This window comes from Serratia sp. CY71090 (genome assembly GCF_052166845.1).
GTDB lineage: Bacteria > Pseudomonadota > Gammaproteobacteria > Enterobacterales > Enterobacteriaceae > Serratia > Serratia nematodiphila.
The window spans coordinates 80,034-99,175 of the sequence record NZ_JBJNOA010000006.1 but is presented as its reverse complement, the minus strand read 5'-3'; the positions used below and the strand labels follow the sequence as shown (position 1 = coordinate 99,175).

At 58.6% G+C, this 19,142-nt stretch carries 18 protein-coding genes and 1 tRNA gene; 8 read left to right on the top strand and 11 right to left on the bottom strand.

What is annotated here, in order from left to right:
- Positions 1-26: 26 nt before the first annotated feature.
- The 6 genes from ACJ8OK_RS12895 to ACJ8OK_RS12870 form a co-directional block, all read right to left on the bottom strand.
- On the bottom strand, positions 27-296 hold the full coding sequence (locus tag ACJ8OK_RS12895; protein WP_033633383.1) for a hypothetical protein: 270 nt from the start codon (positions 294-296) through the stop codon (positions 27-29).
- Between the two features lie 96 nt (positions 297-392).
- A complete protein-coding gene (locus tag ACJ8OK_RS12890) occupies positions 393-530 on the bottom strand; it encodes a hypothetical protein (protein ID WP_162180462.1) in 138 nt (45 codons plus the stop codon).
- A 135-nt stretch (positions 531-665) separates the two neighbouring features.
- Positions 666-2,168 carry a glycine betaine/L-proline transporter ProP gene (gene proP / locus ACJ8OK_RS12885; protein WP_015377406.1) on the bottom strand — a complete coding sequence of 501 codons (1,503 nt, stop codon included), beginning with the start codon at positions 2,166-2,168 and terminating at the stop codon, positions 666-668.
- Between the two features lie 414 nt (positions 2,169-2,582).
- On the bottom strand, positions 2,583-3,950 hold the full coding sequence (locus tag ACJ8OK_RS12880) for a TolC family protein (protein WP_442530621.1): 1,368 nt from the start codon (positions 3,948-3,950) through the stop codon (positions 2,583-2,585).
- Positions 3,951-3,953: 3 nt separating this feature from the next.
- Positions 3,954-5,891 (bottom strand): MacB family efflux pump subunit, encoded by a 1,938-nt coding sequence (locus ACJ8OK_RS12875; protein WP_048322846.1) that lies wholly within the window; start codon positions 5,889-5,891, stop codon positions 3,954-3,956.
- Positions 5,888-7,093 carry an efflux RND transporter periplasmic adaptor subunit gene (locus ACJ8OK_RS12870; protein WP_261440653.1) on the bottom strand — a complete coding sequence of 402 codons (1,206 nt, stop codon included), beginning with the start codon at positions 7,091-7,093 and terminating at the stop codon, positions 5,888-5,890. The genes ACJ8OK_RS12875 and ACJ8OK_RS12870 overlap by 4 nt, the downstream gene beginning before the upstream one ends.
- Positions 7,094-7,309: 216 nt before the next feature.
- Here ACJ8OK_RS12870 and cho point away from each other — a divergent pair, with 216 nt between their 5' ends.
- The 5 genes from cho to ACJ8OK_RS12845 all read left to right on the top strand — a co-directional run bounded on the left by cho (position 7,310) and on the right by ACJ8OK_RS12845 (position 9,680).
- On the top strand, positions 7,310-8,158 hold the full coding sequence (gene cho / locus ACJ8OK_RS12865) for an excinuclease Cho (protein WP_033633378.1): 849 nt from the start codon (positions 7,310-7,312) through the stop codon (positions 8,156-8,158).
- Positions 8,159-8,270: 112 nt separating this feature from the next.
- A tRNA-OTHER gene (locus ACJ8OK_RS12860) sits at positions 8,271-8,367 on the top strand.
- Between the two features lie 185 nt (positions 8,368-8,552).
- Entirely contained in the window at positions 8,553-8,852 is a 300-nt protein-coding gene (locus tag ACJ8OK_RS12855) for a sigma-S stabilization anti-adapter protein IraP (protein WP_016928230.1), read from the top strand.
- A gap of 123 nt (positions 8,853-8,975) precedes the next feature.
- Positions 8,976-9,479, top strand: coding sequence for a YlaC family protein (locus ACJ8OK_RS12850; RefSeq protein ID WP_048322850.1), 504 nt, complete (start codon positions 8,976-8,978; stop codon positions 9,477-9,479).
- A 69-nt stretch (positions 9,480-9,548) separates the two neighbouring features.
- Positions 9,549-9,680, top strand: coding sequence for a hypothetical protein (locus ACJ8OK_RS12845; RefSeq protein ID WP_015377413.1), 132 nt, complete (start codon positions 9,549-9,551; stop codon positions 9,678-9,680).
- Positions 9,681-9,743: 63 nt separating this feature from the next.
- Here ACJ8OK_RS12845 and ACJ8OK_RS12840 read toward each other — a convergent pair whose 3' ends face one another.
- The 4 genes from ACJ8OK_RS12840 to mdoC all read right to left on the bottom strand — a co-directional run bounded on the left by ACJ8OK_RS12840 (position 9,744) and on the right by mdoC (position 13,772).
- On the bottom strand, positions 9,744-9,872 hold the full coding sequence (locus ACJ8OK_RS12840; protein ID WP_016928228.1) for a hypothetical protein: 129 nt from the start codon (positions 9,870-9,872) through the stop codon (positions 9,744-9,746).
- Positions 9,873-10,119: 247 nt separating this feature from the next.
- A complete protein-coding gene (locus ACJ8OK_RS12835; protein WP_015377414.1) occupies positions 10,120-11,841 on the bottom strand; it encodes a potassium/proton antiporter in 1,722 nt (573 codons plus the stop codon).
- 283 nt (positions 11,842-12,124) lie between these two features.
- Positions 12,125-12,349, bottom strand: a complete 225-nt coding sequence (locus tag ACJ8OK_RS12830) for a hypothetical protein (protein ID WP_060559189.1) — start codon at positions 12,347-12,349, stop codon at positions 12,125-12,127.
- A 292-nt stretch (positions 12,350-12,641) separates the two neighbouring features.
- Positions 12,642-13,772 (bottom strand): glucans biosynthesis protein MdoC, encoded by a 1,131-nt coding sequence (mdoC, locus tag ACJ8OK_RS12825; protein WP_033633375.1) that lies wholly within the window; start codon positions 13,770-13,772, stop codon positions 12,642-12,644.
- Between the two features lie 259 nt (positions 13,773-14,031).
- Here mdoC and mdoG point away from each other — a divergent pair, with 259 nt between their 5' ends.
- The 3 genes from mdoG to ACJ8OK_RS12810 all read left to right on the top strand — a co-directional run bounded on the left by mdoG (position 14,032) and on the right by ACJ8OK_RS12810 (position 18,560).
- Complete coding sequence (mdoG, locus tag ACJ8OK_RS12820; protein WP_004927882.1) at positions 14,032-15,600, top strand: glucans biosynthesis protein MdoG; 1,569 nt, start codon at positions 14,032-14,034, stop codon at positions 15,598-15,600.
- Complete coding sequence (gene mdoH / locus ACJ8OK_RS12815; protein ID WP_016928223.1) at positions 15,593-18,151, top strand: glucans biosynthesis glucosyltransferase MdoH; 2,559 nt, start codon at positions 15,593-15,595, stop codon at positions 18,149-18,151. Before mdoG ends, mdoH begins: the two co-directional genes overlap by 8 nt.
- A gap of 163 nt (positions 18,152-18,314) precedes the next feature.
- Positions 18,315-18,560: a YceK/YidQ family lipoprotein gene (locus tag ACJ8OK_RS12810; RefSeq protein ID WP_015377417.1), complete on the top strand. Its 246-nt coding sequence runs from the start codon at positions 18,315-18,317 to the stop codon at positions 18,558-18,560.
- Positions 18,561-18,566: 6 nt separating this feature from the next.
- Here ACJ8OK_RS12810 and ACJ8OK_RS12805 read toward each other — a convergent pair whose 3' ends face one another.
- Complete coding sequence (locus tag ACJ8OK_RS12805; protein ID WP_442530620.1) at positions 18,567-19,112, bottom strand: GNAT family N-acetyltransferase; 546 nt, start codon at positions 19,110-19,112, stop codon at positions 18,567-18,569.
- Between the last annotated feature and the right edge of the window lie 30 nt (positions 19,113-19,142).

Here is a 19,142-nt window from a genome sequence, read left to right as displayed (position 1 = left end):
ACCGCCGCCCGGCGGTTTTTTGTTGCTTACTTAAACCCGCCGTTGCGTATGAACTCGAGACCGGCGGTGGTGATCCGCGTTTGGTGCGGATCGATATCATAGTTGTTCTCGTCGATGTCGCTCATCACATAGGCTTGTATCAGCCCCTTGGTTTTAAGATAGGCGAAGGGATCGGCGAAGGCGTGCGGGCTGGTGGCGTCCTGCTTCCACAGTTCGTAGGTTTTTTCATCCAGCGTGCCGGGGTGATTGGCGGCCAGGCGGGTCAGGATCTGATTGTAGAACTCATAGTCGGTCATGATGCGGTCCTCTTTATCGCGAGCGACAGTCTCGGAAAATGGCGTAACGTCTATCAATCATAGCCGAAGTTTCCCACCGCCTGCGGCGTCGTCGGGTTAGCCGCGTTGGCTTTCAATCCAGTGAAACAGACGTGAAATGCTGAAGGTGATATCGCCAATGTTGAAAAGCGCGCCGAGCCACAGGGTCAGCATCACCAGGATACCGATGATGATGGGAAGGTTCATTTTGCTCATGATCATGTTCTTCATCAATAAAGAGTGTGCGGCAAAACGTACCACCAATCCTGATTGTCATAAAAATGCGCTGCGCATTATTTCTTTTGAAATCAAAGTAAAAAAGCCACCCAAACGGGTGGCTTTCAGCGGCGATCAGTCCAGCTTGGGGTGCTGGTCTATCAGGATCTGCTTTTTCTTTTCCAGCTCGGCGATCTGCGCGTTGATGTCCTCGACTTTCTGTTCGATGTTGTCGTAGGTCTCCTGCAGCAGTTCTTTCGCTTCGGTACGGTCAGAAGCGGCCGGTGTCGCGCCGCGCAGCGGCTTGTTGGCGGTCTCTTTCATGTACAGACCGGTGATAAGACCGATCACCGCCACAACCATCAGGTAGTAGGCCGGCATGTACAGGTTGCCGGTCGCTTCGACCAGCCAGGCAGCGACGGTCGGTGTTGCACCGGCGATCAGTACCGAAATGTTGAACGAAATCGCCAGCGCGCTGTAGCGGATGTGCGTCGGGAACATTGCCGGCAGAATCGAGGCCATCACCCCGGTGAAGGAGTTGAGCAGGACCGCCAGCACCAGCAGACCGACGAAGATCAGGCCGATGACGTTGCTGTTGATCAAAATGAAGCACGGGATCGCCAGCGCCAACAGGCCGATGCTGCCGCCGATGATGAACGGCTTACGGCCGATACGGTCGCTGGTCAGGCCGATCACCGGCTGCACGAACAGCATGCCGATCATGATGGCGATGATGATCAGAACGCCGTGATCCTCCGAGTAGTGCAGGTTATGCGACAGGTAACTCGGCATGTAGGTCAACAGCATGTAATAGGTCACGTTGGTGGAAATCACGATACCGACGCACACCAGCAAACTTTTCCAGTGTTTGGCCGCGATCTCTTTGAACGAGGTTTTCGGCGGATTTTCGATGGCGTTGCGATCCTCTTTCTCCATCTTATCCACGTGCTGCTGGAACGCCGGGGTTTCTTCCAGCGCATGGCGCAGATAGAGACCGATCAGGCCCAGCGGCGCGGCGATGAAGAACGGAATGCGCCAGCCCCAGTCGAGGAAGTTGGCTTCGCCGACGATGCTGGAGATCAGCACCACTACGCCTGCGCCCATCACAAAGCCGGCGATGGAGCCGAAATCCAGCCAGCTCCCCATAAACCCGCGTTTGCGGTCCGGCGAGTACTCGGCGACGAAGATCGCCGCGCCGGAATATTCACCGCCGACGGAGAAGCCCTGCGCCAGTTTGGCCAGCAGCAGCAGGATCGGGGCCCAGATGCCGATCGACGCATAGGATGGGATCAGGCCGATACAGAAGGTGCTGACCGCCATGATGATAATGGTGACCGAGAGAACTTTTTGCCGGCCGAACTTGTCGCCCATAGCGCCGAAGAACAGGCCGCCGAGCGGACGCACAAGGAAGGGCACGGAGAAGGTCGCCAGCGCGGCGATCATTTGCACGCCGGGAGAGGCGCCGGGGAAGAAGACCTGGCCAAGCGCATAGGCGACAAAGCCGTATACGCCGAAGTCGAACCACTCCATCGCGTTGCCCAGGGCCGCCGCGGTGATCGCCTTCTTGAGTTTGCTGTCATCGATGATGGTGATGTCGTTAATGTGCATCGGTTTATGTCGTTTTTTTCTTAACTTCATATAATCATCCCTTAATGAATTATTCGTTGTTCGTGAAAGCGTCATCTCCGTTCACTGTTGTTTTCGAGTTATCAAATCGGCTAATCGAATCGCGATTCAAAACGATTCATTATCCACATTTAAGTTGGGATGTGGATCACAAAATATCGTCGTTTATGCCAAGGTTATGTCATTCAGGTGACTAATTATTTTGCATCTATAGCTTAACGTTATATCTTGCGGCGATCAAATTCAGCAGTTTAACTTAAGTATTTGCACCGATTTGGTGCGAGAATAGTCTAATAATTGTTCTATTTGACGGTTTTTCGTCTGATTGATGATGTTTCAAGTATAGAGAGTACGGGAGATAAAACAGGAAAAATTGATGTGTTCGTCGCTAAAAAAACGCCTGACCAACTGGCCAGGCAGTTTGGATTAGGGCGCCGACGAACCGCCGAACTCCAGATAGATTTTCGCCAGGTTCTGGTACTGCGCGAAGCGGTTTTCGTCTACCGCCAGTTCCGCCTGACGGCGTTGCTCCTGAGCGTTTAGCCAGTCGGTAATGGTGACGGCACCCTGCCGGTAGCGCACCTCGTTCAGCCGCTCCGATTTGCGCGCCAGCGCCAATGAAGCGCGCAACTGCGTCTCCTGCGCCAGCAGCTGCGTACGCAATGACAGGGCGTTGTTCACATCGCCCATCGCCTTGTACAGCGCCTGTTTGAACGCCAGCACCTGCTGTTCATAATCGTTGCGGGCGATCTTGATCTCCACGCCCATTTGCCGCCACTGCAGGAACGGCAGCGTCAGGCCGGCGCCGAGGCTGCCCGTCGGGTTGCGCAGGAATTCCAGCAGCGCGCTGCTGCTGGCACCCAGCGAGCCGGTCAGGCTGAACGCGGGATAGTATTGCAGCCGTTTCTCGTCGACGTTGGCCAGGGCGGCGCGCAACCGCAGCTCTTTAGCGCTGAGATCCGGGCGGCGGCTCAAGACGCTGGCGGGAATGCCGGTGTTGATCTGCGGCATCGCCGCCGTCGGCAGGCGTGCGGGCGCGATAGTGGCCTGGCCCGAAGGCGCACCCAGCAGCACCGCCTGTTCGTTCTGCGCCTGTTGGCGTTCGTGCTGCAACGCCAGCAGTCGGCTTTCCTGCGTCAGCAAGCTTTGCTCCGCGTTCACCACGTCCAGCGCCGAGATGCTGCCGGCCTGATAACGGGCGTTGGCCAGCCGTAGCGTCGTTTTGGCATAGGCGATGCTCGCCCGGCTGACGTCGATCTGCTGATTGAGGAAGCCGATGCGCCAGTAATTCGTGGCGGCGTCGGCCAGCAGCGTCAGGCGCGCCGTTTGCAGATCCTGCTCGGAAGCCTGGCTGGCCCACTCGGCGGCATCGCGCTGGCGCGCCAGTTTACCCCACAGATCGACTTCATAGCTCGTAGAGAGCGTCGCGCCGCTGGTTTTATTCCAGGCGGAGGATGCCGACAGCGGGCGATTGATGCCGCTGTTCAACGAGGCGCTGACGTCAGGCGCGGTGCTGATGCCGACGCGTTCCGCCTCGAGCCGCGCGCGGTAGACGCGCAGCACGGCGGTGGCCAGATCGTTGTTGCTGGCCATCACCTGTTGCAGCCAGCGCTCGAGTTCAGGATCGTGGAAATCACGCCAGTCGAACGGCGTCGGCGTGGCGTTTTCAGCGGTGTGCTGCCACCCTGCAGGATAGTTGATCTGCGGCGCCCGGTAGTCGCTTTTCAGGGCGTTGCCGCAGCCGGTGGTGAGCAGGGCGGCGAGGCTTAACGCCAGGGGAGAGAGAATTTTCATGGGTTACTCGCTGGCCAATGAAACGACCGGATCCATCCTTGCCGCTTTACGGGCGGGGAGATAACCGAAGATCATGCCGATTAAGGTTGAACAGAAAAACGCCGTCGCGGCGGCTTGCCAGGAATAGATGGCGGTGAACATGCCGCCCGCCAGCGTGGTGAACAGCGAACCGGCGGCGAACGACAGCGCGATGCCCAAAATGCCGCCGATCAGACAGACCAGCACCGCCTCGATCATGAACTGTTGCATGATATCGCCGCGCCGCGCGCCGACCGCCATGCGCACGCCGATCTCGTGGGTGCGCTCGGTTACCGAGACCAGCATGATGTTCATCACGCCCAGGCTGCCGATCACCAGCGAGATCGAGGCCACCATCAGGATCAGCAGGCTGAGCGTCATCGAGGTGCGCTCGATCGATTTACGGAACTGATCGCGGTTGAACGTCATGAAATCCTTGACGCCATGGCGTTGGGTCAGCAACTGCGTGATGGCGCTGACGGCGGCTTCGCTGGCGACGTCGTCCTTCAGGCGCACGGTGATGCCGCCGAGCGTGGTCTTGCCGACCATACGGTACATCACCGTGCTGTAGGGCATCCAGACGCTGATGCGGTTAGGCGCATAGTTGCGTTCGCTTTTGGCGACGCCGACCACCCGCGCCGGCACCGAGCCGAGAAACACGATCTGGCCGAGCGGCTCGACGCCAAAATCGCCGAACAGCGCCTGGCGCGCGTTGTCGTCGATGATCACTTCCTGCAGCGCGTTGCGATCGTCGCGGAAGGTGGCGCCTTGCACCAGCGTGATGCCGTTGACGCGGAAATAGTCGCGCCCGACGCCGGTGATCGAGGCGGTGGCGGATTTGCTGCGAAAACGGATGCTGTCGGACGCGCTGACCTCCGGGCTGACGCTGTCGACGAAGCTTTGTTGCGCCAGGGCGTCGGCGTCGGCCGGCACCAGGGTGCGGATGCTGTCGATGGCGTCGTCGAAGAAGTCGCGCCCCGGATAGATGCTCACCACGTTGGTGCCGAGCCCCTTGATATTCTCCAGCGTGCGCTGCTTGGCGCCTTCGCCCAGCGCCACCACCGTAACCACGGCGGCGATGCCGAAGATAATCCCGGTCATGGTCAGCGCGGTGCGCAGGCGGTGGGCGTTCATCGCTTTTAGCGCCATGTGCAGCGATTCGCGGGTGCGGTCAATCAGGCTTTGCCAGCCGCTTTGCCGACTGCGGTTCGGCGGCGACAGCGCGGCGGCGGGCGCCGATTGGCGGCCGCTGTCAGCGATGATCTCGCCGTCTCGCAGCTCGATGACGCGGTGCGCATGCTGCGCCACGTTCATATCGTGGGTCACGATAACCACGGTGTGGCCGCGCTGATTCAGCTCGCTCAGGATCGCCAGCACTTCCTGGCCGGATTGGGTGTCCAGCGCGCCGGTCGGTTCGTCCGCCAGGATAATTTCGCCGCCGTTGATCAGCGAGCGGGCGATGCTGACGCGCTGCTGCTGGCCGCCGGAAAGCTGGCCGGGCTTGTGGTCTTCGCGACCCTCCAGGCCTAACCGCGCCAGCAGTTGCGCCGCCCGCAGCCGCCGCTGATCGCGCCGGGCGTTGGCGTAGATGGCCGGAATTTCGACGTTGCCCAGCGCGCTGAGATCGGGCATCAGGTGGTAACGCTGGAAGATAAAGCCGATATGCTCGCGGCGCAGGCGGGCCAGTTCGTCCGGCGACAGGTGGGCGGCGTTCTGGCCGCTGATGTAGTAGTCGCCGCGATCCGGCACGTCGAGGCAGCCCATGATGTTCATCAGCGTCGATTTGCCGGAACCCGAGGCGCCGATGATCGCCACCAGCTCGCCGGCGGCGATGGTCAAATCGATGTCTTTCAACACCGTCAGCGCCTGACCGCCGTTGGTGTAGGTTCGACTGATGCCTTTTAGCTCGATGATCGCGTTCACAGGAAGATGCCATCCTCAGCCGACTTGGCGGCGGGCTGCGACAGCACCACGGTTTCACCGGCTTTCAGGCCGCTGAGGATCTGAATATCGACGTTGTTGGTGATGCCGGTGGTCACTTCGCGCGTTTCCAGCCGCTGATCCGGAGTCAGCACCTGCACCTGCTGCACTTTTCCTTCGGTTTTATGCACCGCCTGGATCGGCACCAGCAGGGTGTTCTTCGCGTCGCCGAGCAGTAAGGAAACCTGCGCGGTCATGGCGATGCGCAGGCGGTTCTCCGGGTTGGGTACGTCCAGCAGCGCGTTGTAATAAACCGAGGCGTTCGAGGTGCCGGAACCAGACGCGGAGCTGGTGCCGGCGAGCGAGTCGTCTTTCATCACCGATTCCGGCGCCAGCTCGATGGTGCGCAGCGTGGCGTCGTACCGTTTATCCGGATCGGAGAAAATCGTGAAGTACGCCTTTTGCCCCGGTGAAATGCGGGTGATGTCGGCTTCGGAGATCTGCGCCTTGATGGTCATCATATCCAACCGCGCCAGCTTGACGATGGTCGGCGCGCTTTGGCTGGAGTTGACCGTTTGCCCCTGCTGCGTCACCACGGCGATGACGATGCCGTCCATCGGCGCGACCACGCGGGTATAGCCCAGATCGATTTTTTTCTTGTCGACTTCGATCTGCGATTGCACCAACTGCGCATTGAGCGCCTGCAGATCGGCGCGAGTGGTGGCGAGTGAGGCTTCGGCGGTTTCGAAGTCTTCCCGCGAACTGGCTTCGTCGTTCAGCATGCGGCGCTGGCGTTTGAAACGCGACTCCGCCTGTTTCAGCAAGGCCTGTTTGGCTAACATATTGGCTTTGACTACGTTCAGCGCCGCCTCGGCGTTGCGCAGATCGTTGCGCTGTTGCTGATCGTCGATGTCGGCGATCGGTTGCCCTTTGGTGACGCGATCGCCCAGCTTGACCTTCAGCGATTTGACTTCGCCGGAGACGCGGGCGCCGACGTTGACGCGTTCGATGGCATCCAGCCGCCCGGTGGCCAGCACGGCGTTTTCGATATCGCCCAGGCGGGCCGGCGCGGTAACGTAATCCTGCTGCGGCGGGCGTTGCCAAAAGATGGCCAGCGCGACGGCGACGGCGATGAAAACGATGGCGGCGATCAACGCCAGACGGCGGGAGGGGAGTTTCAGTGATGACATACCCAGGTTTTCCATAACGATAAAAGCGGCGGTTCCAGTCTGCCATCATGGCAGCGCCAGCTTGAACTGGCGCTAAACGTGAGGCGCTTTCCCGCTGGAAAGGGGATAGTAAAGGCTTTCCCGCTAAAGATCACGGTGAGTTATTATCCGCCGGGTGTGCAACCGGCTGCGTTGGGCGTTATACTGGGTAAAAAACCAGTGCTCATTCATCAGCAGGATAATACCACCGCCATGATGCCAAACCGCCTCGAGCCGGAACTCGACATTTATCAATACCCGGAGCACCTGCGCGCCTGCCTGGCACCGTTGCCCAAGGGCCCCGGCGTCTATATGTTCCACGGCGAGAGCGAAAGCCTGCCGCTTTACATCGGTAAAAGCGTCAATATACGCAGCCGGGTGATGGCGCATTTTCGCGCGCAGGAGGAGGCAAAAATGCTGCGCCAAACCCGGCGTATCAGCTTTGTCGAGACCGCCGGCGAGTTGGGGGCACTGCTGCTGGAGGCGCAGTTGATCAAACAACAACAGCCGCTGTTCAACAAACGCCTGCGGCGCTCGAAGCAGCTGTGCGCGTTGCGTTTACAGGCTGATGCGGTGACGATTGCTCACGCCAAAGAGATCGACTTCGCCGTCACGCCCGATCTCTACGGGCTGTTTGCCAATCGCCACGCCGCGCTGGAAAAGCTGCGCGCCATCGCCGACGAGCATCGATTGTGTTACGGCAAGCTGGGGATCGACAAGCTGCCCGCCGGGCGAGCCTGTTTCCGTTACAGCCTGCGCAAGTGCGCCGGCGCCTGCTGTGGCCTGGAGTCGGCGCAGGAACATGCTCTGCGGCTCAGCGCGGCGCTTGAGCAGTTGCGCATCGCCTGTTGGCCGTTCGCCGGGCGTGTGGCGCTGGAGGAGCAGGGCGAGACGCTGCGTCAGTACCATGTGATACACAATTGGTTTTATCTGGGCTCGGTCGGCAATCTGGCGCAGGCGCAGCGGCTCCAGAGTGCGGCCAGCCATTTTGATAGCGATGGCTACAAGATTTTGTGCAAGCCGCTCATGGCCGGCGATTATCGGATTATTGAGCTGCCGTAATGCCATAACGCTATCGATAACCTAAGACTTATCTGTAAATTCAGGGCATTATGCTGAAAAAGCTTGAGTCCATAATGTTGTTATGGATAATGGCGCCCCGAAGCGAAGGAACGCGCTATTAACTCAGTTGGCAGAGTGATTGGTTTTATAATGGCTTGTTTTGGCTTGAAAATTGATAGACGCGGGTTCGAGTCCTGCATAGCGCGCCAGCTTTCTTTCCTTCATCTCACCGCGCTTATCGTAAAGCGCACCCGGGTTGATTTGCACTATCGGCTCCTCGTTGGGATTTTCGGGTGTGCTTTACCGTAACCGCTGGCTTTCCTTCCTCTTTCTCTTTCGATCCTTTGCTAAACTGTAATCAGGCAGGCTTGCTGCCCGGCAACAGGAGGTCGATATGTCTCACTCCGAGCAACTGCAGGAGCTCTTGCAACGCGTCGCCGCCCTTGAGGCGAGAGAGAAAGCGCTGAGCGCCGCGTCCAACGCTTACCAGGCGATTATCACCACCATGTTGGGCAATATGGAGAAGACCGAGCGTGACCGGATCATCGCGATGATCGATCAGGCCCATGAAATCGCTTACGCCCGCGCCATTCAACGCAGCAACGAACCGCAAAAGCAAAAAATCAAACAGGCCGACGACGTCGCCCAGCGCATGTTCATGTTTGCGCAAGGCAAAGCCGCCCAGCCGCGCTGAAGCCGAACTATAACAGTTGCCGCCATTAAGTTGGCTAACTGATCTACCCGGCAAAACTGTACTTGTGTTACTTTTAGCGGTGAGATTTGATGGCAATGCTGTTTCCAGCATAAGGTTGTAACGATGGACGCGATTAAAAGCATCTTGGTTAAAGAGATTGAACAGATCAATCGGCGTGAAGGGCGGGACGGCAAGCCGCGCTTCAACAGCGAATTCGCCCGCACTCACCGCTATCTGTGCCTTGCCATGTTTGCCGGTTATTTCGCGGTGATCGCCGTGATGTATCAGGTGCCGTACATGGGGATGTATGCCTTCCTGGGCTTCACCGCTTTCGTGCTGTTCATGTTCGCCATGCTGCTGATCGAGATCCGGCCGGTGTACCGCTTCGAGGACATCGGGGTGCTGGATCTGCGAGTTTGCTACAACGGCGAGTGGTACTTCACCCGTGCGCTGTCGCCTTATGCGGTGCAGCAACTGCTGGATGAGCCCTCTATCGGCGCCGCGCTGAAACAGAAGATGCGGGTTATCATCGGTAACAAGGGCGAAATCGACTTCTACGACGTGTACGACATGGCCTACGGAAAAAAGCCGCAGGATGAGACACCTCAGTTGGCGGCGGCAAACTGAAAGGTTTCCGGCCGGCGGCTTGTCGATTATACTCAGCGTTTGAACGCGAAGCAGAACGAGGACCAAGCGATGAGTGATGATATTTTCGATTTTGATATCGATGCCGAACTGGCGAAAGCCGAAGAAAAAGCGGCGCAGAAGGTAAAAGAGGTCCCCGAGTTCCTCGAAGACGAAGCGGACTGCGAAGGTTGCAAGATCTGATCGCCTGACCCATAAAAAAAACCGCCGCGGCGGTTTTTTTTTATGTCTGAGCGTCGCGCGGCGTCAATCCAGCACGAATCCCCAGATCAGGAACGCCGCCACCAGAATCAGGCAAAGCGCGGACACCGTCACCAGTATTTTCCCCAGAATGTCTTTTTCTTGTTCCTGCTGCGTCACGTTGAAATTATCCAATTAAAAGTCTATGGACCAAACCGGCGATGCTGAGATCGGCTGCCGCTACGCCCAGCGCCATGAGCATCATCACCGAAAGAAATCGAGTCTTGCCGTTCACATCCTTAATCCCTGTGGACGCCGCTGTTAGGTTTTTATATCAAAGGGATATCGTTCAGCGACGCGCTATTTCATGCATCATGATAGTGATTAAGAACGTTCTTAAGGCCAGAAGTTCCCTCATCGTGTAAAGCCGCCCGCGGTAGCGTCAGTCGGTTACGATTCGGACGCCTATCTTGCTGACTTGATTGCCGTCCATTTCGGCAATGGTCCAGGTCAGGCCGTCCCATTCCACCTGGTCGCCGATCACCGGTTCACCGCCGATCAGCTGAATGACGAACTGCCCCAGTGTCTGCTGCTCGTCGACGTCGTCTTGCAGATTGAGACCATAAACCTGCGAGATGTCGCTTAAACGGGCGTCGGATTGCAGGATAAAGTCGCCGAAGAAGCGTTCGTCGAGCGTCACGGCCGGCGCCTGGCTGAACAGCTTGCCGAGGATCGGCAGATCGTGCTCATGGCCAATAACGCACAGAATATCGTTCTCTCGCAGCCGGGTGCTGCCGCTCGGGTGCAGCAACTCTTTGCCACGGAACAGGGCGGCGATGCGGGTATTGGGCGGCATTTTCAGCTCGCGCAGCGCCGCGCCGACGCACCAGTTTTCCGCCGAAAGCTGATACACGAACTGTTCCCATTGGTTTTCCGGGTGCACGTCCAGCCCAACGCGGGAGATCGGCGTCAGCGCCGGCGGCACGATCACCTTGGCTTTTTTGGCGGCGAACGACAGTGTGGTGCCCTGCAGCAGCAGGGAGACCAGCACCACGAAGAACGCCACGTTGAAGAACAGCTGGGCGTTGGGCAGCCCGGCCATCATCGGGAACACCGCCAGGATCACCGGCACCGCGCCGCGCAGGCCGACCCAGGAAATAAAGCCGCGCTCGCGCAGGGTAAAGCTGCGGAACGGCAGCAGGCCGATAAACACCGACAGCGGGCGGGCGAACAGGATCATCCACAGCGACAGCAGCAGGGCAGGGATGGCGATCGGCAGCAGCTCGTGCGGGTTGAGCAGCAGCCCGAGCACCAGGAACATGCCGATCTGGCTGAGCCAGGCGAGGCCATCGAAGGTTTGTACGATGCCGTGACGGTTGCGGATCGGCCGGTTGCCCAGCAGCAGGCCGCACAGATACACCGCCAGAATGCCGCTGCCGTCCAGCGCGGTGGTCAGCGCGAAAATAAGAATACCGCCGCTTACCGCCAGCAGCGGATAGAGGCCGTCCGCCAGTTTGATGTGGTTGATCAGCGTCAGCAGCAGCCAGCCGCCGCCCAGACCGAAGACGATGCCCATGCCGAACTGCTGCATCAGATGCAGCGGGAAGGTCCAGCTCAGTGCGGTTTCCCCGGCGGCGATCATCGCAATCAGCGTGATGGTGAGAAACACTGCCATCGGATCGTTGCTGCCGGATTCGATCTCCAGCGTGGCGCTGACGCGTTCGTTCAAACCTTTGCCCCCCAAAAGAGAGAAGACCGCGGCGGCGTCGGTGGAACCGATGATGGCGCCGATCAGCAGCCCCTGCAGCAGATCGAGATTGAACAGCCAGGCGGCGGCCATGCCGGTCAGGCCGGCGGTGATCACTACGCCGACGGTGGCGAGAGAGAGTGCCGGCCACAGGGCGACGCGGAAAGAGCTGACCCGGGTACGCATGCCGCCGTCGAGCAGGATCACCGCCAACGCGAGGTTGCTGACCAGATAAGCGACCGGGTAATTGCTGAAGACGATGCCGCCGGGGCCATCGACGCCGGCCAGCATGCCGATCGCCAGGAAGATCACCAGGATCGGAATGCCGAGCCGGGAAGAAAATGAGCTGAGCAGAATGCTTGCTCCCACCAGCACGGCACCGATGACGAACAAGCTGTTAATGGTGCTGGCATCCAAAATATTGCTCTCCTGAGGCTGGGGGATAGGGGGCACTGCGCGTGTTTCGATGATAACGTGTTTAGTGGGTAAAACGCCAAGGCTGATTGCGAAAACAATCGATCAATTATTGCCCGTTGGTGCGATTAAACTAAGAAAGTGAGGGGAAGAGGGGAAATTCTGCCTTTTATCCAACATTATCAGGCTGCTGTATTTCGGTTTTGGCAATAATGCCGGGTTTGCACGGTGGGAAAAACCATTAAGCCCGCGCAGGCAGGCTTAATGGTTTGCAGGCGCGGTAGGATTAATGATCGAGCGATTCCAGCGCCCGTTTGATCAGCTCGGTGGCCAGCTTGCTTTCCGCTTCAGAAATGCCGTCGAGATTGAAGTTGGAAAGCTCAGCGACCAAAACGCTGCGTTCTTTGCCGCTGATCGAAGCGTCCAGCGCGGACAGCAACCTGCCGAGGATCTTCAGCAGGGTGGCGTTTTCCGTTACGGCTTCTTGAGCCGGGGTGTTCTTATCGGTCATTCAAAATCCTCTCTGTCGTGACGGAAGGGAGATGCAGCTAACGCCATCGAATAAATTAAACGATCGCGCAGCCCTTCGGGGGTGTTGAGCCCAATCACTACCGTAAGGCAGGGATCCGGATTTCTACTTATGCATTGCAGTTATAACGGCTAGGTTATCTATGCAGCCGTATCACTTTGCCCTAACGGGCGACGCCAGGCTGAGCAATGCGTGCTCTGCATGCAAACGACCAGTATAGGCTTTTTACGCGGCGGCAATATGACAGAAGCCCCCCTGCAAACAGGGGGCAAGGTTATTGCGGTTTGCCGGAGAACAGGAAGCGCAGCGCCGGAATGCGCTTGTGCAGTTCATATAGCGCGAAGGCCAGAGAGAACACAAACAGCAGGCCCAGCAAGAATCCCAACAGGTTGTTGCCGATATACGGCGTCACGAAAGCGCCATATATCAGGGTCAGCGGATGGTGCACCAGATATATAAACAGCGAGGCGTTGACCAGATAGGTGATGCGCGGAGAGTGATAATTCAGCAGGTTATGCCCGAAAGAGAACACGACGTTGGTCATCAGGATCCCCATTAGGGTTTTGATCACCACTTCCAGCTCGAACATATAGCTGCTGTGCGCCAACAGCTTTTGGTTCAGCATATATGCGATAAACAGCAGCAGCGAACCGAGCAGCGCCAGCGGCGAGCGGCGCAGAAAAATCTCCTTAAGCCACACATACTTAAACGCATAGGCGCCGAGGAGAAAGAACGGCAGGTAGAACATCGTCTCCATCACCACGAAATTGAACAGGCCGTTGGATAATAGCTGCGGGGCGAAAATTAAAATAATGCGGTGCGCGGCCGAGTAGCATACCGCATAAATAAAGAAATACAGTGAGATGTTTCCTAATCCACGCATTCTGTTTATTAGCGTTGGAATATGTTCACGGGTTTGCCGCTTGATTTTACGGAACAGATAAAAACAGGCGCAGGTTAACAATGACAGCGTCAATAAGAACCACAGATGAGAAACCAATTCCCAAACTGTTACATTTATTTTCTGATAGAGAGAAAATTCATCCCAGCCGTTTAATTTGTCGGTGAAATATTTCAGCATGAAAAACTGCGGCACCGTGATCAGCGGGATGGAGCTCAACAGCGGGATCGCCACCCGCTCCAGCCTGACCTTCAGCCACTGGTGGCGCTCGTAGCGCTCGTAAAGCATGTAGGAGAAGTAGCCGGATATCACGAAGAACACCTGCATGCGGAAGGCGTGGATGAAGTCGTTCAGCACCGTGAGCGAAAAGGAGGGCGACGCGCTGTTCACCGCCCAGGCGTGGCTGGAATAAATGAGGGAGAGGTGAAACGGAATGCCGAGCAACATCAAATAGGCTCTGATGGAGTCGAGGAAAAACTCGCGCTGTTTGCTGCCTTTAGTCATAGATTACCGCTGGTGATTTAATCGGGTGCTCATTAACACGCTTAATAAGTCGTCAAACGTTAAATTGTTATCCGGAACCCTACTATAGCCCCCCGCATTTTTCCATAGCGTCTTGTTGCGCGGCTTGCTACGCTGGTGTTCCATCAGCTGCTTAAACAATGAGCCGTAAACATGAACCATCCATTTATCATGTTGTCGGAAAGCTGAGTAATCCATTAATATGGATTTAAATGCTTTGAGCACACGAATAGGGGGGGATGTGCTAGTTAATATATTATCCGGACAACCACGCGCCGCGAGCGTTCGTTGGTTAGGTGCGACCGTATTGTTCACGCTGTTCAGTTCGCCGGCTTGGGCCTTTTCTATTGATGATGTCGCCAAGCAGGCGCAGGATCTGGCGGCGAAAGGTTTCGAAGCCCCGAAGAGCAACCTTCCTTCTCAGTTCCGCGAGATGAAGTTCGCAGACTATCAGCAGATTCAGTTCAATCACGATAAAGCCTATTGGAGCAAGCTGAAAACCCCTTTCAAGCTTGAGTTTTATCATCAGGGGATGTACTTCGATACGCCGGTGAAAATCAACGAAGTCACCTCCACCAGCGTAAAACAGATCAAGTACAGCCCGGATTACTTCAACTTCGGTTCGGTCAAACACGACCCTGAATCGGTGAAAAACCTCGGCTTTGCCGGTTTTAAGGTGCTTTATCCGATCAACAGCGCCGACAAAAACGATGAGATCATGAGCCTGCTGGGCGCGAGCTATTTCCGCGTGGTGGGTAAAGGACAGGTTTACGGGCTTTCCGCTCGCGGCCTGGCTATCGACACCGCTTTGCCGTCCGGCGAAGAGTTCCCGCGTTTCCGCGAATTCTGGGTTGAGCGTCCGAAGCAGGGCGACAAGCACCTGGTGATCTATGCGCTGCTGGATTCCCCGCGCGCCACCGGCGCTTACCGTTTCACGGTGATCCCGGGCCGCGACACCACCGTGGACGTCGAGTCTAAAGTGTTCCTGCGCGACAAGGTGGGTAAACTGGGCCTGGCGCCGCTGACCAGCATGTACCTGTTCGGGCCGAACCAGCCGTCGCCGACGCTGAACTACCGCCCGGCGTTGCACGATTCCAACGGTCTGTCTATCCACGCCGGCAACGGCGAGTGGATCTGGCGTCCGCTGAACAATCCTAAACACCTGTCCGTCAGCACCTATACCGTCGAGAATCCGAAAGGCTTCGGTCTGCTGCAGCGCGGCCGCAACTTCAAGGATTACGAAGATCTGGACGATCGCTACGATCTGCGTCCGAGCGCCTGGATCGAACCGAAGGGCGACTGGGGCAAAGGCAAGGTCGAACTGGTGGAGATCCCGACGGCGGATGAAACCAACGACAACATCGTCGCGTTCTGGACGCCGGATACCTTGCCGGAAGCCAAAAAGCCGCTGACGCTGAGCTACCGTTTGAACTTCACCCGCGATGAAGACAAACTGCATTCGCAAGATATCGCCTATGTGGCCCGTACCATGCGTTCGACCGGCGACGTGAAGCAGTCCAACCTGATCCGCGAGCCAGACGGCAGCGTGGCCTTCCTGGTCGACTTCGTTGGCCCGGTGCTGAAAGGGCTGGACGCCAATACCCCGGTCGCCTCTCAGATCAGCATCGGCGACAACGGTGAGATGGTAGAAAACAACGTCCGCTATAACCCAGTGACCAAAGGCTGGCGCCTGACGGTGCGTCTGAAAGTGAAAGACGACAAGAAGCCGGTAGAAATGCGTGCGGCGCTGGTCAATGGCGATAAGACACTGTCGGAAACCTGGAGCTATCAGCTACCTGCCAATGAATAAGCCTACTCAACCCGCCCAGGATTATCTTGCGGCGCTGCCTCTGACCGCCGAGCGGTCGGAGGCGCTCAACCCTCAAACGGCGGATGACGCTCAGGCACTGGAGGCGCTCCATCGGCAGATGGGCGCCGCCGACGCTAACGTCAATAGCCTGTCGGCGGATGACGTGGCGCTGGCCTCGGTCAAACCGCGTATCGAAAACGCCTGGCCGGATGCGGTCAGCGATGACGACTTCGATACCGACGCCGAAGGGCGCGCCATTCTGAAGGCGACGCCGCCGATCAAACGCACCACCATGTTCCCGGAAGCCTGGCGCACCAACCCGGTGGCGCGCTTCTGGGATTCTCTGCTGGGGCGGTCGCCGCACAATCGGCACGCCACCAAAGAGGAGGCCGAGGCCGAGAACCGCTGGCGTACCGTCGGCTCCATGCGCCGCTATGTGCTGCTGGTGCTGATGCTGGTGCAAACCGGCATCGCCACCTGGTACATGAAAACCATCTTGCCTTACCAGGGCTGGGCGCTGATCGATCCTATCGCCATGCTGGATCAGGATCTGATGCAGTCGGTGTTGCAGCTGCTGCCGTATGTGCTGCAAACCGGCATTCTGATCCTGTTCGCCGTACTGTTCTGCTGGGTCTCGGCCGGTTTCTGGACCGCGCTGATGGGCTTCCTGCAGCTGCTGATCGGCAAGGACAAATACAGCATTTCCTCCACCATCAAGGGCGATGAGCCGATCAACCCGGCGCACCGCACTGCGCTGATCATGCCGATCTGCAACGAAGACGTCGAACGCGTGTTCGCCGGCCTGCGTGCGACCTATGAGTCCGTCGCCGCGACCGGTCAGCTGGAACACTTCGATATCTACGTGCTGAGCGACAGCTACGATCCGGACATCTGCGTGGCCGAGCAAAAGGCGTGGATGGAGCTGTGCCGCGATGTCGATGGCCACGGCCGCATCTTCTATCGCCGCCGCCGCCGCCGCGTCAAACGCAAGAGTGGCAACATCGACGACTTCTGCCGTCGCTGGGGCGGTGAGTACAGCTACATGGTGATCCTGGATGCCGACAGCGTGATGAGCGGCGAATGCCTCACCGGGCTGGTGCGCCTGATGGAAGCCAACCCGAACGCCGGCATCATCCAGTCGGCGCCGAAGGCGTCCGGTATGGATACCCTGTATGCGCGCGTGCAGCAGTTCGCCACCCGCGTTTACGGGCCGTTGTTCACCGCCGGCCTGCATTTCTGGCAGCTGGGCGAGTCGCACTACTGGGGGCACAACGCCATCATCCGCGTGAAGCCGTTTATCGAGCACTGTGCGCTGGCGCCGCTGCCGGGCGAGGGCTCTTTCGCCGGGTCTATCCTGTCGCACGACTTCGTTGAAGCGGCGCTGATGCGCCGCGCCGGCTGGGGCGTGTGGATCGCTTACGATCTGCCGGGCAGTTATGAAGAGCTGCCGCCAAACCTGCTGGACGAGCTGAAGCGCGACCGTCGCTGGTGTCACGGCAACCTGATGAACTTCCGCCTGTTCCTGGTGAAAGGCATGCACCCGGTGCACCGCGCGGTGTTCCTTACCGGTGTCATGTCCTACCTGTCGGCGCCGCTGTGGTTTATGTTCCTGGCGCTCTCCACCGCATTGCAGGTGGTGCATACGCTGATGGAGCCGCAATACTTCCTGCAGCCACGGCAGCTGTTCCCGGTCTGGCCGCAGTGGCGGCCCGAGCTGGCGATAGCGCTGTTCTCCACCACGCTGGTGCTGCTGTTCCTGCCGAAGTTGCTCAGTATTGTGCTGATCTGGGCCAAGGGCGCGAAAGAATACGGCGGGGCGTTCCGTCTGTTCATTTCGATGCTGATGGAAATGCTGTTCTCGGTGCTGCTGGCACCGGTGCGCATGCTGTTCCATACCGTGTTCGTGGTGAGCGCCTTCCTCGGTTGGGAAGTGGTGTGGAATTCGCCGCAGCGTGACGATGATGATACGCCGTGGGGCGAAGCGTTCCGCCGCCATGGCTCGCAGATGTTGCTGGGCCTGGTGTGGGCCGGTGGCATGGCGTGGCTGGATCTGCGCTTCCTGTGGTGGTTGGCGCCGATCGTGTTCTCGCTGATCCTGTCGCCGTTTGTGTCGGTGTTGTCGAGCCGCGCAACGCTGGGCATGAAAAGCAAACGCGCCAAGCTGTTCCTGATCCCGGAAGAGTACAATCCGCCGCGTGAGCTGTTGGCGACGGAAGAATATCTGCATCTCAACCGCAACCGCGCGCTGACCAACGGCTTTATGCATGCGGTGGTCAATCCATCCTTCAATGCGCTGGCGACGGCGTTGGCGACGGCGCGTCACCATCTGCGCGCGACGCTCGATCGCAATCGTGAGGAGCGGGTGAACGAAGCGCTGCAGTTGGGGCCTGAGAAGCTGGTGAAGGGCAAACGCCTGGAGCTGCTGAGCGATCCGGTCACGCTGGCTCGTTTGCATCAGCGCGTCTGGCTGTTGCCGGAAGGCGCCGCCTGGCGTGAGCATTATCAGCAGTTGCCGCACAACCCGCTGGCGCACCCTACGGGCCGGCGTTAATTGCTAATCGGCAACGCTCAGACGGGGAATGCGCATGGCGCATTCCCCGTTTTTTTTACCTTTCGCTTACGTGCGCCGGTGCCGGTGGAGAAAGGGAACTGTGATAGACTGCGGCCGATGCGTTGTTCACTCGCGAAACAACCCCTTGCTCAGAGTCAATGTCGTGAAGCTCTCTTCCTATCTTCGGCTGGCCTGCGTGGCGGCCGGTGTGATGGCACTCACCGGCTGCGGCAGCATTATCAGCCGCACCGTGCCCGGTGCGGGGCATGGCCACCAGTACTATCCCGGCGTGCAGTGGGATCTGCGTGACACGCCCTGGCGCTACGTCACGGTGATAGACGTCCCGCTGTCGATGGTGGTGGACACCTTTATGCTGCCGTTTGATGCGCAGCATGGCCCCTACGAGTAATTTCGTTTAGCGGGTGGCGAACACCACCAGCTGATAGCCTTGCTGCCCGCAATGGAAAGGCGCCAGCGCCGTCATCCCCAACCCTTGCACGTGAGCGGCCAACGAATGCGGATTGTCGTCGTCGATAAACAACGCGCCCACGTCATAGTCATGGCAGGTATGCGCTTTGACCGCGGCGTAGATGCGCTTCAGCACGCCTTTGCCGCGCCAGGCGGCGGCGAGGCAGACGGGGCCGTAGAGAAACACCCGCTGCTCACTCAGCGGCCGTCCGGCGAAGGATTGCGTGGCGAGCGTCACCAGCATCGCCTCCACCACCGGCGGGCGCGGTTGCACGTCGGCGGGCATCAGGCAAACGAACCCCGCCAGTTGGTTCTCCTGTTCGGCCACCCATATGCCGATGCCGCGGTTGATCGCCGCCAGCTGCGCCTCATTCATGCGCGATACGATAAATCCCTGCCGTTTTTGGCGCTCGTCGAGCGCTTCCGGCACGTTTTCCCCCTGTAGCTGCAAAATGGCGGGGTAGTCGGTAGGGCGTGCCCGGCGAATAATCATGCGGCCTCCTTGGCGATGAAAGCGTGGTGC